Raw genomic sequence first — 14,170 nt, forward strand, 5'->3', positions numbered from 1 at the left:
GTGCACGAGATCGATCCGGCTGCCACCGCCTGGCTGCTGGCCAGTACCGCGCTGGTCCTGTTGATGACCCCCGGCCTCGCCATCTTCTACGGCGGGATGGTCCGCACCACCGGCGTGCTCAACATGATCATGATGAGCTTCATCTCGATCCCGCTGGTCACCGTGGCCTGGCTGCTGGTCGGCTACACCCTGGCCTTCTCCGATGACGCGGGTGGCGGTCTGATCGGCGGCCTTCAGCACTTCGGCATGCTCGGCATCACGCCCGGCACCGCCCACGGCGCGGTACCCGAGCTGCTGTTCGCCACGTTCCAGCTGACCTTCGCGATCATCACTGCCGCCCTGGTCAGCGGGGCCATCGCGGACCGCGCGAAGTTCGCCGCCTGGATGCTGTTCGTCCCGGTGTGGGCGGTCGCGGTGTACGCCGTCGTCGCGCACTGGGTCTGGGGTCCCGGCGGCTGGCTGGCCGGCCTCGGCGTCCTCGACTACGCGGGCGGCCTCGTCGTCGAGATCGTCTCCGGCTCCTCGGCGCTGGCGCTGGCCCTGGTGCTCGGCCCCCGCATCGGCTTCAAACAGGACGCGATGCGCCCGCACAACCTGCCCTTCGTGCTGCTCGGCGTCGGCCTGCTGTGGTTCGGCTGGTTCGGCTTCAACGCGGGCTCGGCGCTGGCCGCCAACGGCACCGCCGCCGCGATCTTCCTCAACACCCTGGTCGCCGGCTGCCTGGGCATGCTCGGCTGGCTGACGGTCGAACAGGTTCGTGACGGCAAGCCCACCACCTTCGGCGCGGCCTCCGGCGTGGTGGCCGGCCTGGTGGCGATCACCCCGTCGTGCGGCACCGTCAACACGCTCGGCGCGGTCGTGGTCGGCCTGGCCGCCGGTGTGGTGTGTTCCTTTGCAATCGGCCTGAAGTTCCGCTTCGGGTACGACGACTCGCTCGACGTGGTGGGCGTGCACTTCGTCGGCGGCGTGGTCGGCGTGCTGCTGATCGGATTCCTGGCCACCGAGGTGATGACCCAGGGCCCGCAGGGCCTCTTCTACGGCGGCGGGCTGACGCAGTTGGGTAAGCAGCTGCTCGCCGCGGTCGTCGTGGCCGCCTACGCCTTCACCATGTCCTACCTCTTGGCCAAGGCCATCGACCGGTTCATGGGCTTTCGGCTCAGTCCCGAGGATGAGACCACCGGCGTCGATTTCACCCAGCACGCCGAGTCCGCCTACGCCGAAGGTGTGCACGGGCATCTGCCTCAGCGCCGGCCCGGTTTGTTCGGTGGAACCCTGGGCCAGTTGGGCCAGCCCGGCGGCCTGACGCATCGCCCCGATCCGGCCGAGGAAGACAGCGCGGGATGAACCGGGCGGCGCTGTTTGTCGTAATGCCGAGTAGGGTCTAACTAACCGGCGCCGGCGCGCAGCATGCCGTCGCGGTCCGACCAGAATCTAGCGGCGCAGCTAATGCGGTCAGGTGTAACGATCGACCTGGATACGCCGAAAAAGGTTCTAGTTGTCGGTTCGTGCGGAATGTGTGCGCAATGGCGACAAAGGCAGTGCAGCAAACACATTGGAGGGCTTGGTGGACATCGTATTGGGTGTGGCGATGGCACCTACGACGGTCCGCATGGTGCTGGTCGAGGGGGAGAAGGCCGACGGGGTCACAGTCGATCACGACGTCTTCGATGTCACCGCCGGTGATGATTCGGCAACCACCACTGCGTCCGATCAGGTGGTCTCGGCCATCCTCGGAACTCAGGAGAGCGCCACATCAGGCGGTCACCATCTGAAGGCGATCGGCGTCACCTGGACGGACCATTCGGACGCCGCGGCGCTGCGCGACACACTGTCCGCGCACGGCATCGACGACGTCATGCTGGTCTCCGAAAGTCACGCTGCCGCGGCACTGGCCCAGGCGGTCGGCCGCGCGGTCGGCTACGACACCACCGCGCTGCTGTTCATCGACCGTGACGCCGCGACCTTGTCGGTGGTGAAGACCGACGACGGCTCGGTGGTCAAGGTGCTGGCCCAGTCGTTGCACACCACCGACGCCATGGCCGTCCTCTCCGAGATGGCCGCGGCGGTCGAGGCGTCCGACTCCGCACCGCAGGGCATCTTCGTCCTGGGCTCAGGAGTGGACGTCGCCTCGGTGAAGGCGCACCTGGAGAACTTGGTGTCGCTGCCGGTCAGCGCCCCCGACGAGCCGGAGATGGCGCTGGCCCGCGGCGCCGCGCTGGCCTCGGCCAATGCGCCGGCATTCGAGGCGACCACGGTCGGGCTGGCCTATTCGCAGGACCCCGACGGCACCACCGCGGGAAGCGCATACGCGCTGGCCGGTCTGGCCACCGAGATGGCCCCGCTGGGCGACGCGCCGGTCGACGGTGTGGAGCTCGTCGGTGACGAGATGCCGATGGAAGGCGAGCGCAAACCGTTCCTTCTCGTCGGGTCCGCGTTGACATCGGTGTTCGTGGTTGGCGTTGTGGCCCTGGTTATTTCGCTTGCAGTGAGCATCCGGCCGACGGTCGACCAACGGCCTTCTCCGGCTCAAGGTGCCGTGGCGCCCAGCGCTCCGGCCAAACTTCCGGCACCCGCTCCGCCGCCGGAAGCGGCGGTGCCCCCGCCACCGGCTCCGCCGCCCGAGACCATCAAGGCCCCGATCCCGGTGGTCCAGGAAGCGCCGGCGCCCGCACCGCAGGCGCCGCCGCGCACGGTCTACGTCGAGCAGCCCGCGGCGGCCCCGCCGCCGGCACCCGAGGCGCCCGCTCCAGCCCCCGAAGCCCCGCCGCCGGCCCCGGAGCCTGTGGCGCCGCCGCCGGCCCCGATCTACAACCCGCCGGCGCCGTACATCCCGCCGCTGGTGGTACTGCCGCCTGCGCCGCGGCTGCCGAACATCTTCCGTCCTCCGTGGGACCCGCCGCAGCGTCAGCGGCCGTGGGATCCGCCGTCGCGCCACGAACCCCAGACCCCGCAGTGGCCGGGCTCGGGCTCGGATGACTGGAACCCTGGTCGGGGGTCCGGCGATTGGAACCCCGGCCGGAATTCGGGCGACTGGAATCCCGGCCGTTCGGGCGGCTCGGGTGACTGGAACCCGGGTAACTCGGGATCCGGCGATTGGAACCCAGGCCGGTCCGGTGGTTCGCGTAGTGGCGGTGACGGCGGAGGGCTGTGGCCCTTCCCGTCGTTCGGCGGCCACTGACGCCAATCGCGTCGAATGCAACGCCATGGTTGTCCGCAGCGCACGACCACGACCACGGCGTTGATCTCGTGGGTCTAGGCCTCCGCCTCAACCGTCACCTGACGTTGGCCTGCCGCTCAGTGTCACGTAGCGGCTAGCTCATCCTCGGCGCCTATCCAGGCAGTATGCGATGCACCGTATTCGGTACCGGCTATCTGGGCGCGACACATGCGGCGGGGATGGCCGAGCTCGGCCACGAAGTGATCGGGGTCGACATCGACCCGGGCAAGGTGGCCAAACTCGCCGCCGGGGACATCCCGTTCTACGAGCCCGGCCTGCGCAAGGTGCTCAACGACAACCTGAGTGCCGGACGGCTGCGGTTCACCACCGACTATGACGAGGCCGCCGACTTCGCCGATGTGCATTTCCTCGGCGTCGGCACCCCGCAGAAGAAGGGCGAATACAGCGCCGATCTGCGCCACGTGCACGCCGTCATCGACACCCTGGTGCCACGCCTGCGCCGCAACGCGGTGATCGTCGGCAAGTCGACCGTCCCGGTCGGCACGTCCGCCGACCTGGCCGACCGGGCCCGCGGACTCGCCCCGGCGGGCGTCGACGTCGAGGTGGCCTGGAACCCGGAGTTCCTCCGTGAGGGCTACGCCGTGCACGACACCCTGCACCCCGATCGCATTGTGGTTGGGGTGCAGCATGATTCACTGCGCGCCGAGGCCGCGGTGCGCGAACTCTACGCGCCGTTGATCGAGGACGGGGTGCCGTTCCTGGTCACCGATCTCCAGACCGCCGAGCTGGTCAAGGTATCGGCCAACGCGTTCCTGGCCACCAAGATCTCCTTCATCAACGCAATCTCCGAAGTGTGCGAGGCCGCCGGCGCCGACGTGACACTGCTGGCCGACGCCCTGGGTTACGACCCACGCATCGGGCGGCGATTCCTCAACGCCGGCTTGGGTTTCGGTGGCGGTTGCCTGCCCAAGGACATCCGCGCCTTCATGGCCCGTGCCGGTGAACTGGGCGCCAACCACGCGCTGACCTTCCTGCGCGAGGTCGACAGCATCAACATGCGCCGTCGCACCGCCATGGTGGAGCTGACCACCCGGGCCTGCGGGGGATCACTGCTCGGCGCCAACATCGCAGTCCTCGGCGCGGCATTCAAACCCGAGTCCGACGATGTGCGCGACTCGCCCGCCCTCAATGTCGCCGGCATGCTGCAGCTGAACGGGGCCGCGGTCAACGTGTACGACCCCAAGGCCATGGACAACTCGCAGCGGGTGTTCCCCACACTGAATTACTCCACTTCGGTCATCGAAGCCTGCGACCGGGCCGACGCGGTGCTGGTGCTCACCGAGTGGGCCGAGTTCGTCGACCTGGACCCGGCCGAGCTGGCCGACACGGTGCGGGTCAAAGTCGTTGTGGACGGCCGCAATTGCCTGGATGCGGAGCGGTGGCGGGCAGCCGGGTGGCGGGTGTACGCGCTGGGACGGCCCGTCGCCACTGTTTGACGCTTGTAGAACAAATTCCGCGGTCGTAGGCTCGGGCCATGCGGGAACGAATCCGGTGGATGGCCCTGCACGGGGTGGTTAGAGGCATTTCTGCGGTCGGCATCCGTCGCGGGGATCCGCAGGCTCGGTTGATCGCCGACCCGGCGGTGCGGGCCGACCCGGCGCCCTTCGCCGACGAGATGCGCCGGCACGGGCCCCTTGTGCGCGGCCGCGCCCTCCTGATGACCTTCGACCACGACGTGGCCACCGACCTGCTGCGCTCCGACGACTTCCGGGTGTCGCGGCTCGGCGGCAACCTGCCGAAGCCGTTGCGCTGGGTGGCCGACAAAACCGACACCGGGATGCTGCATCCGCTGCTGCCGCCGTCGCTGCTCGCGACGGAGCCGCCCGATCACACCCGCTACCGCAAGCTGGTCTCCTCGGTGTTCACCACCCGCGCGGTGGCCCGGCTGCGGGAAGGTGTCCAGGAAACCGCGAACACCCTGCTGGACTCCATGGACGACGACGCCGGAGTGGTCAACATCGTCGACCGCTACTGCGCTCAACTGCCCGTCGCGGTGATCAGCGACATCCTGGGTGTCCCCGACGCCGATCGGCCCCAGGTCCTGCGCTTCGGTGAACTCGGCGCGCCGAGTCTCGACATCGGACTCAGCTGGCAGCAGTACCAACAGGTGAACTCCGGCATCCACGGATTCGAGACCTGGCTGACCGATCATCTGCGCCACCTGCGGCGTAACCCCGGTGACGACCTGCTCAGCCAGATCATCGCCGCCTCCGACGCCGGCGCGGCCGGAGAGCCGCTCAACGAGTCCGAACTGCGGGCGCTGGCCGGGCTGGTGCTGGCAGCCGGATTCGAGACGACGGTCAACCTGCTGGGCAACGGCATCCGCATGCTGCTCGACCATCCTGAGCATCTGCACACCTTGGCGGCCCGCCCCGAGCTATGGCCTAACACGGTGGAAGAGATCCTGCGGCTGGACTCACCGGTGCTGATGAGCGCGCGGGTTGCCCTGCGCGACACCGAGGTGGCCGGCACCGCCGTGCAGGCCGGCGAACTCGTCATCATTCACCTGGCCGGCGCCAACCGCGACCCGGCGGTGTTCACCGACCCGCACCGCTTCGACATCGAACGCGACAACGCCGGACGGCACCTGTCGTTCTCCGGCGGCCGTCACTTCTGCCTCGGCGCGGCCTTGGCCAGAGCTGAAGGCCAGGTGGGTCTGCAGACCTTCTTCGACCGCTTTCCCGACGCGCGGGCCGCCGGCGAAGGCAGTCGCCGCGATACCCGAATTCTGCGCGGCTGGTCGACTCTGCCGATCACACTCGGAAAGGCACACACAGCGGTAGGTTCGTGACGTGGACTTCCGAGCCGCTCTGCTCGACCAGACCCGGAGCTTCGGGGAGCTGATCGCCTCCAGCGATCCGGAGACGCCGGTGCCGACCTGCCCGGACTGGACGCTCAAACAACTGTTCCGCCATGTCGGGCGCGGAAACCGTTGGGCGGCACAGATTATCTCCGAGCGCCGGGTCTCACCGCTCGATCCGCGCGAGGTCCATGACGGGAAGCCGCCCGACGATCCCGACGCTGCCATCGAGTGGCTCAACGCGGGCGCGGCCCAGGTCCTCAAGTCGGTGGACCAGATCGGCACCGACGCCAGGATCTGGACGTTCCTGGGCCCCAAACCCGCGGGCTGGTGGGTGCGGCGACGCGTCCACGAGGCGGCGGTTCACCACGCTGACGCCGCGCTGGCCGTGGGAACCGAGTTCGTGCTGCCGGCCGACCTCGCGGCCGACGCGGTCAGTGAATGGCTGGAGATCGCCACCGCCATGGCGAAGAAACGGCATGGAGAGCCGCTCGCATTCGGCACCAGCATCCACCTGCACGCGACCGACGACGGTCTGGGGCCGACGGGGGAGTGGACGGTGGAGCACGACGAGGACGGGCTCGGGTGGGCCCACAGCCACGGCAAGGGCACCGTCGCGCTCAAGGGCCCGGCCCAGAAGCTGCTGATGGCGGTCACGCGGCGGGGCACGGCTGCCGATCTCGGGCTGGAAGTGTTCGGCGACACCGCAACCTGGGATGCGTGGCTCGACCGCACACCGTTCTGAGAGGCGTACGTTTCGTTCATGACCACATCCGAGATCGCCACGGTTCTGGCCTGGCACGACGCGCTGGACGAAGACGACATCGACACCCTGATCGCGCTGTCCAGCGATGACATCGAGGTGGGCGATGCCAACGGTGCCGCCCAAGGGCACGCCGCCCTACGTGAGTGGGCTGCAACCGGCGGGGACACCGTGACGCCGGGGCGGATGTTCGTGCACGACGGCGTGGTCGTCGTCGAAGAGACCATCATGGCGGCTGACGGGACCACCCGCACCGGTGCTGCGGCATTCCGGGTGGTGCACGATCACGTCACCTCGGCGTTCCGTCACGACACCCTGGCCGCCGCGCTGGCCGCCACCGAACTCACCGAAAAGGATCTCGTCGGCTGATTCGACGGCTCACGGCAGCCCCGGCAACACCTTGTCGAGGGTCACCGGGAGCTCGCGGACCCGCACTCCGGTGGCATGGTGGACGGCGTTGACCACTGCGGCCGCGGCACCGACGATACCGATCTCGCCGGCGCCGCGGGAGCCCATCGGGTTCAGGTGCTCCTCGACCTCGTCGAGCCAGATCGCTTCAATACCAGTCACATCCGCGTGGGCGCTGAAGTGATAGGACGCGAGATCCTGCGTGACCACATGACCGAACCGGATGTCACGCACACTCTCCTCGTGCAAGGCCATGGACAGGCCCATGGTCATCCCGCCGATCAGCTGTGAGCGCAGGGTCCGTGCGTTGATCGCCCGACCCACCGAGAAAACGCCGAGCATGCGTGGGATCCGGATCTCTCCGGTGTCGGAATTGACGTGGGCCTCGACGAAGTGTGCTCCGAACGACTGCACGCTGTACTTGTCCGCGTCGGGGTTCTGCGGCGCCTCGGCCTCCGCTGTCACACCGATGTGCGGGTGGTCCCCGTGCTCGCGGCGAAACTGATTGGCCGCGGCGACGATTGCCGAACCCCACGACGTGATGCCCGACGAGCCGCCCGCCACCGAGGCCTGCGGTAGGTCGGAGTCACCGATCTGCAGATCGATTGCCTCGACGCCGCAACCGAGCGCGTCTGCGGCGATCTGGGCCAGAGCGGTCCATGTGCCGGTACCGATGTCGGCGGCACCGATCTGGACCGTATAGCGGCCTTGTCCGGTGTGGGTGACGCGGGCGGTGTTGCCTTCCATCGCCATCCCCGGGTACGTCGCTGCCGCCACGCCGGTTCCGATGAACCAATGGCCGGCCAGGCGTTTGGCGGGGCGGGGATCCCGCGGAGCCCAGTCGAACCGCTCGGCACCCAGCCTCAGGCACTCGACGAGGTGACGGCCCGACCACGGCTTGCCGGATTCGGGATCGACGTCGGGTTCGTTGCGTAAGCGCAGCTCGATCGGGTCCAGATGACAGGCGACCGCGAGCTCGTCCATCGCCACCTCCGCGGCGAACGTGCCAGGGCACTCACCCGGTGCCCGCATCCAGAACGGGACGGCAACGTCGAGTGCGGCCAGGCGGTGCGTCGTGCGCCGGTTGGGGCTGGCGTACATCTTGCGGGAGGTGACGGCGGTCTGTTCAGCGAACTCTTTGACGGTCGCGGTCTGTTCGATCACGTCGTGCACCAGTGCGGTCAGCCGGCCGCTCTTGTCCGCGCCGAGCCGCAGCCGTTGGATGGTCGGGGTGCGGTAGCCGACGAGGGCGAACATCTGCTGTCGGGTGAGCGCCAGTTTCACCGGGCGACCCCCGGACCGTTGGGCGGCCAACAGGGCCAGGACGTCGTGGGCATGGGGCGCGCCTTTCGACCCGAATCCGCCACCCACATGGGGTGCCACGACGCGCAGTTGCTCGGGCTCCAGGTCGAGCATCGGTGCCAGGGTCTTGCGCACGACGTGCACGCCTTGGGTCGAGTCGTACAGCGTCACCGCCGGGCGGCCGTCGCGCATCGCCCACTGCGCGACACATGCGTGGGGTTCCATCGGGTTGTTGTGCTCTATCGGAGTCCGGTACGTCGCGTCGACCGTCACCTCGGCCGCCGCCAGTGCCGCCTCGACGTCGCCTTCGTCGGTGTCGGCGGGAAATGACGGATTGACCGACTCGGGGGTGTACAGGCCCGGATGATGCGCGGTCAGTTCTGCGTCATGCGGTTCTCGCCGATACTCGACCCGCACCAGAGCGGCTGCCTCCCGGGCGATCTCAGCGGTCTCGGCGACCACCCCGCCGATGATCTGTCCGCGAAAATGCACCCGGTCGTCCTGCAGGATGGCCAGTTCACCGTCCGAGGAATCTGCCAGTGTCGGGGCGTCGAACACGGTCAGCACGTCGAGGACCCCCTCCATGGCGAGGGCTGCGGTGACGTCCATGGCGGTCACCCGGCCACGTGCGATGGTGGCTTGGATCGGATGTAGATACGCCGGATGCTCGACCTGCTGCTCGAACGCGTAGCGGGCGGTACCGGTGACCTTGGCTCGGCCGTCGGCGCGGGCCAATGGCTTTCCGATTGCGTGTGGTTCGACGAGAGTCACGGCCGCCTCCGTTCTGTGAGCATGCGCAACTGCGCCATCATCGTGCGGCGGGCCAGGTCCACCTTGAACTCGTTGCCCGGCAGAGGTACCGCCTGCTTGAGTTCGGCGTCGGCCGCAGCGGCGAACGTCTCCGCAGAGGGCTGATCGCCGGTCAGAACCTGCTCGGCTCGCCGCGCCCGCCATGGTTTGTGCGCCACCCCGCCCAATGCGACTCGCGCCGAACCGATCTGGAACGTCGACGTGAAGGTCAGCTCCGCAGCGACCGACACCAACGCGAAGGCGTAGGACGCGCGGTCGCGGACCTTGCGGTAATCCGACACCGCCCCGCTCGGTGGCGCGGGCAACTCAACCGCGGTGATCAGCTCGCCGTGCCGCAGCACCGTGTCACGGTCCGGTTCGTCGCCGGGCAGCCGGTAGAACTCGTCGAGCGGGATCCGACGCTCGCCATCTCGGGTCTGCACCACCACCTGGGCATCGAGGGCACACATCGCCACTGCCATGTCCGAAGGGTGCACGGCCACGCAGTGCGGGGATGCTCCGAGGATGGCGTGGTAGCGCACGTAGCCGTCGAGCGCCGAGCAACCGGTGCCCGGAGATCGTTTGTTGCATGGCGTGGTGACATCTTGGAAGTACACGCACCTGGTTCGCTGCAGCAGGTTGCCGGCCGTGGTGGCGACGTTGCGTAACTGTCCGGACGCACCGGACAGCAAGGCCCGGGCCAGCATCGGATAGCGCGCGCGGATCACCGGGTCGGCCGCGAGATCGCTGTTGCGGACATTTGCGCCGATGCGAACGCCACCGTCTGTGGTGTGAACGGTCTCGGTCAGATCCAGCCGGCTGACGTCGACCAGGAGATCAGGTTGCGCGACACCGAGTTTCATGTGATCGACCAGATTGGTGCCTCCAGCGAGAAACGCGCCGTGCGGGTGGTCGGCCAGCACAGCCACCGCATCGGCGGGACTCGTCGCACGGTGGTAGTCGAACGGCTTCATCGAGTCGCCGCCCGCCCGATCGCCGCGACGATGTTCGGATACGCGGCGCACCGGCAAAGGTTGCCGCTCATCCGTTCCCGGATCTCATCGTCGGTGAGCACCGGGCTGAGTTCGACATCGTCGGTGACGAAGCTGGGGGCTCCGGACTTGGCCTCGTCCAACATGCCGACCGCAGAACAGATCTGGCCGGGTGTGCAGTAGCCGCACTGGAAGGCGTCCTCCTCGTAGAAGGACTGCGCCACCGGGTGCAGTTGACCGTTCTGCTCGAGGCCGGCGGCTGTGGTGATCTGTGCCCCGTCGGCGGCAACGGCGAACGTCAGGCAAGTCGTGACGCGGCGTCCGTCGAGCAGCACCGTGCACGATCCGCACTGGCCGTGATCGCAACCCTTCTTGGGTGCCGTGACGCCCAGCCGTTCACGCAGCGCGTCCAGCAGTGTCATGCGGTTGTCGACCGTCAGATCACGACGGGTCCCGTCGACCTCGAGGGACAACTCGCTGTGATGACGATCGGGCTGGCTCACCGTCGCCGGGTACCCCGGCTGATGGTGGCCAAACGTGACGGCTCAGTGCCTGCTGGTCTGCGGAGTGGCCAGCACCGCGGCAATCCCCGTCGTCAACGGAACCGACAGCGCCAGGGCGATGCCACCCACCGCGGAGCGAGCGATCTCGATCGCCACACTCTCACCCGTCAGTACGTCGCCCAGCGACCGGTTGGCCACGCTGAACAACAGCAGCAGTGGCAGGGCGCTGCCGGCATAGGCCAGCACCAGCGTGTAGACCGTGCTGGCGATGTGGTCGCTGCCCACCCGCATGGCGCCCACGAAGATCGAGCGCCGGCTGCCACCGTGCTCGGCGAGCTCGAACACCGCCGAGGCCTGGGTGATGGTCACGTCGTTGAGCACACCCAGTGAGCCGATGATGAACCCGGCCAGTAGCAGTCCGGTGATGGACACGTTGCCCATATACGCCGCGACCTCGTTGTTCTGGTCCTCGGACAGTCCCGTCAGATGGGCCAATTCGATTGCCGCCCAGGACAGTATCGCCGCCAGCAACAGCGAGGTCAGAGTGCCCAGCAGGGCCGCGCTGGTGCGCAGGCTGACACCGTGGGCCAGATAGATCACCGCGTAGAGGATGGCCGCCGACGCCACCAGAGCCACTGGGATCGCCGGGGCACCGTCGCGCAGGGCAGGCAGCAGGAAGATCATCAGTACCGCGAACGCCACGACGATGCCGACAATGGCCCGCAGCCCGCGCCAGCGCGCCACCGCAACGATCACCACAGCGAACGCCACGGCCAGAGCGATGAGCGGCCAGGTGCGCTCGAAATCGAAGAACGCATAGGTCGTCGTGCCGGCCTCGTCGACCTGCCGGCTCACCCGAATACTGTCTCCGGCAGCAAGATTCGGCTGGCCGGGGCCGGTGGTGAATTCGAGTAGCGTCTTGGCGCCCTTGTTCGGCCCGGAATCGATGGCAACCAGGTTCTGCACGCAGGTACCGCCGCCGGGTTCGGCGGGCCTCGGTGCCGACGTCAACACGCCTCCGGCCGACGGGCTGCCGCAATCGGCCAGAGTGCTGGACGTGACGTGCCCGGCCTCGGTGGTGACGGCACCGCCCGCAGCGTTCTGGAAGGGCAGCGGAATGTCGACCTTCTGGTGGCTGGGCCACAGCACCGCGGCGCCGATGAGCATCGCGAGACCGATGGCAACCAACAGGCCGACGACGATGCGGGCGGCCAGCGGGCCCAAGGGCGACGGACCGGCCAGAGAATGGGAGTGGGAATGCGTATGCGCCACCCGGACAGCGTAGAGGGGGTGGCTGTCGGGTTCCTGGCGTCCGCACCGGGCACTGCACGTCAGGCGGCGATACTGAGCGGGTGGGTAGGTGGTGGGTCTGGCTGCTGTGGGGTGGCCTGGCGTGCTGGTTGGTCGGGTTCTGGTGGCACTGGTCGAGAACATCGTGGTGGATCTTCGACATCCTGATGAACCCGCTCATGGGGGCGCTGTACTTGCTCGGCTTGGCCGCGGTGGTGGCCGCGGCGATAGGAGGCCGCCGTTGGGTGGTTCTCGCGACGGCGGCGCCGGTACTCGTCGTCGTCACCATAGTGGTGAACTCGACGTGGAAGGTGGCACCCCGAACGTGGTTCGCGATGCACCGGCCGTTGTTCGAGCGGGCACTGCAAACCGACCCCGGCAAGGAGTACTACGGGAACCAATTGCCTTGGACGCTGAGGTTTCTCGTAGCGGAGGGAAGAGCATCGGTCCGGGACGGAAGCCGCTTCTTCCCGCAGTGGATCGGCATTCCCGACGATGCCGGCGGCTACTTGTACGACCCCGTCGAGTCTCCCGAAGGGGCCGACATGTACGGCTTCATCTGCGCCGATCCGGTCGATCTCGGTGACGGCTGGTGGATGTGCGGGCTACGTGACAACGGGTGGTAGCAGGCCTTACTGGCGGTAGCCGGCCAGGAAGTTACCGAGACGCTCGATGGCCTGGGCCAGGTCACGCGACCACGGCAGGGTGACGATGCGTAGGTGATCCGGTGTGGGCCAGTTGAATCCCGTGCCCTGGGTCAACAGGATCTTCTCCTGCAGCAACAGGTCGAGCACCAGCTGCTCGTCGTCGTGGATGTCGTGCACCTCGGGGTCCAGGCGCGGGAACGCGTACAGCGCGCCCGACGGTTTCACGCAGGAAACTCCCGGGATTTCGTTGAGCTTGGTCCACGCGGTGTCACGTTGCTCGAGCAGCCGGCCGCCCGGCAACACCAGGTCGTCGATGCTCTGGTGGCCGCCGAGCGCCACCTGGATCGCATGCTGGGCAGGCACATTCGGGCACAGCCGCATGTTGGACAGCAGGCTGATGCCCTCGATGAAGCTGGTCGCATGCTCCTTGGGGCCGGTGATGACCAGCCAGCCGGAGCGGTAACCCGCCACCCGGTAGGCCTTGGACAGCCCGTTGAACGTCAGGGTCAGCAGGTCGGGCGCCAGCGTTGCCAGCGAGATGTGCTTGGCGTCGTCGTAGAGGATCTTGTCGTAGATCTCGTCGGCCAACAGCAGGAGCTGGTGCTTGCGGGCCAGCTCCACCATCTGTTCCAGGGTTTCGCGGCTGTACACCGCGCCTGTGGGGTTGTTCGGGTTGATCACGACGAGCGCCTTGGTGCGCTCGGTGATCTTGGATTCGATATCGGCGACGTCGGGATTCCAGCCCTGGGTCTCGTCACACATGTAATGCACCGGGGTGCCGCCCGCGAGCGCGGTCGAGGCCGTCCACAGCGGGTAGTCCGGTGCGGGGATGAGCACCTGGTCGCCGTTGTCCAGCAGCGCCTGCAGGGTCATGGTGATGAGCTCGGAGACGCCGTTTCCCAGATAAACGTCTTCGATGTCGAACTTGGGAAAGCCCTCGACCAGCTCGTATCGGGTGAACACCGCCCGGCGTGCGCTGGCGATGCCCTTCGAGTCGGAATAGCCCTGCGCGTTCGGCAGCGCCTGGATCATGTCGCGCATGATCACGTCGGGCGCTTCGAAGCCGAACGGCGCGGGGTTGCCGATGTTCAGCTTGAGGATGCGGTGCCCTTCAGCTTCCAGCCGTGAGGCGTGCTCGTGTACCGGTCCACGGATCTCGTACAGGACGTCCTGCAGCTTCGTGGACTGGGCGAACGTACGCGGCTTCGGGTGCTGACCGGTCTGCCACGGCAACTGATGGGTAGTCACGTTCACCATGGTCTCATCACCGTCCACTGAATTTGGAATTTGCCCATGTGGTAGGTGGCCACCGCCACAATGCGCTGATTTGCCGAGACGCGCCATCCGTGCCCGTTCCTGGCAGTCATATGCAAGCCGCCTGTGTGTTCGCTTCGGTGGCCGCGCACTGTCCCAGAACCTGCGCAACTATGGCTGGAAC

General features: G+C 67.7%; 12 protein-coding genes. 7 read left to right on the forward strand and 5 right to left on the reverse strand.

All coding sequences use genetic code 11. From position 1 onward, the window contains the following. The 6 genes from AC4ELS_RS03485 to AC4ELS_RS03510 all read left to right on the forward strand — a co-directional run bounded on the left by AC4ELS_RS03485 (nt 1) and on the right by AC4ELS_RS03510 (nt 7,170). A complete protein-coding gene (locus tag AC4ELS_RS03485) occupies nt 1-1,344 on the forward strand; it encodes an ammonium transporter (RefSeq protein WP_499045879.1) in 1,344 nt (447 codons plus the stop codon). Nucleotides 1,345-1,564: 220 nt separating this feature from the next. Then, nucleotides 1,565-3,178 (forward strand): DUF7159 family protein, encoded by a 1,614-nt coding sequence (locus tag AC4ELS_RS03490; RefSeq protein ID WP_448448407.1) that lies wholly within the window; start codon nt 1,565-1,567, stop codon nt 3,176-3,178. Nucleotides 3,179-3,342: 164 nt separating this feature from the next. Further along, the gene (locus tag AC4ELS_RS03495) at nt 3,343-4,674 is read left to right on the forward strand and encodes a UDP-glucose dehydrogenase family protein (protein ID WP_448448408.1); all 1,332 of its coding nucleotides are present in this window, start codon (nt 3,343-3,345) and stop codon (nt 4,672-4,674) included. 38 nt (nt 4,675-4,712) lie between these two features. Then, nucleotides 4,713-6,029 carry a cytochrome P450 gene (locus tag AC4ELS_RS03500; RefSeq protein WP_064877805.1) on the forward strand — a complete coding sequence of 439 codons (1,317 nt, stop codon included), beginning with the start codon at nt 4,713-4,715 and terminating at the stop codon, nt 6,027-6,029. Nucleotide 6,030: 1 nt separating this feature from the next. Then, the gene (locus AC4ELS_RS03505; protein ID WP_498883134.1) at nt 6,031-6,783 is read left to right on the forward strand and encodes a maleylpyruvate isomerase family mycothiol-dependent enzyme; all 753 of its coding nucleotides are present in this window, start codon (nt 6,031-6,033) and stop codon (nt 6,781-6,783) included. 18 nt (nt 6,784-6,801) lie between these two features. Next, a complete protein-coding gene (locus AC4ELS_RS03510; RefSeq protein WP_055110724.1) occupies nt 6,802-7,170 on the forward strand; it encodes a nuclear transport factor 2 family protein in 369 nt (122 codons plus the stop codon). 9 nt (nt 7,171-7,179) lie between these two features. Here the strand turns inward: AC4ELS_RS03510 and AC4ELS_RS03515 are convergent, their stop codons facing one another. From AC4ELS_RS03515 to AC4ELS_RS03530, 4 genes are read right to left on the reverse strand one after another with little or no spacing between them, the layout of a single operon-like run. Further along, nucleotides 7,180-9,282, reverse strand: coding sequence for a xanthine dehydrogenase family protein molybdopterin-binding subunit (locus AC4ELS_RS03515; protein WP_499045882.1), 2,103 nt, complete (start codon nt 9,280-9,282; stop codon nt 7,180-7,182). Continuing rightward, nucleotides 9,279-10,274, reverse strand: a complete 996-nt coding sequence (locus tag AC4ELS_RS03520) for an FAD binding domain-containing protein (protein ID WP_064960954.1) — start codon at nt 10,272-10,274, stop codon at nt 9,279-9,281. Before AC4ELS_RS03520 ends, AC4ELS_RS03515 begins: the two co-directional genes overlap by 4 nt. Continuing rightward, on the reverse strand, nt 10,271-10,795 hold the full coding sequence (locus AC4ELS_RS03525; protein ID WP_064877813.1) for a 2Fe-2S iron-sulfur cluster-binding protein: 525 nt from the start codon (nt 10,793-10,795) through the stop codon (nt 10,271-10,273). The genes AC4ELS_RS03520 and AC4ELS_RS03525 overlap by 4 nt, the downstream gene beginning before the upstream one ends. Nucleotides 10,796-10,837: 42 nt before the next feature. Then, nucleotides 10,838-12,067 carry a YibE/F family protein gene (locus tag AC4ELS_RS03530; RefSeq protein ID WP_135361921.1) on the reverse strand — a complete coding sequence of 410 codons (1,230 nt, stop codon included), beginning with the start codon at nt 12,065-12,067 and terminating at the stop codon, nt 10,838-10,840. 80 nt (nt 12,068-12,147) lie between these two features. On the opposite strand from AC4ELS_RS03530, the gene AC4ELS_RS03535 reads away from it, so the two are divergent. Beyond that, on the forward strand, nt 12,148-12,711 hold the full coding sequence (locus tag AC4ELS_RS03535; protein WP_498883135.1) for a hypothetical protein: 564 nt from the start codon (nt 12,148-12,150) through the stop codon (nt 12,709-12,711). A gap of 6 nt (nt 12,712-12,717) precedes the next feature. Here AC4ELS_RS03535 and AC4ELS_RS03540 read toward each other — a convergent pair whose 3' ends face one another. Next, a complete protein-coding gene (locus AC4ELS_RS03540; protein ID WP_064877819.1) occupies nt 12,718-14,007 on the reverse strand; it encodes a pyridoxal phosphate-dependent aminotransferase in 1,290 nt (429 codons plus the stop codon). Between the last annotated feature and the right edge of the window lie 163 nt (nt 14,008-14,170).

The organism is Mycobacterium shunyiense (assembly GCF_058270035.1).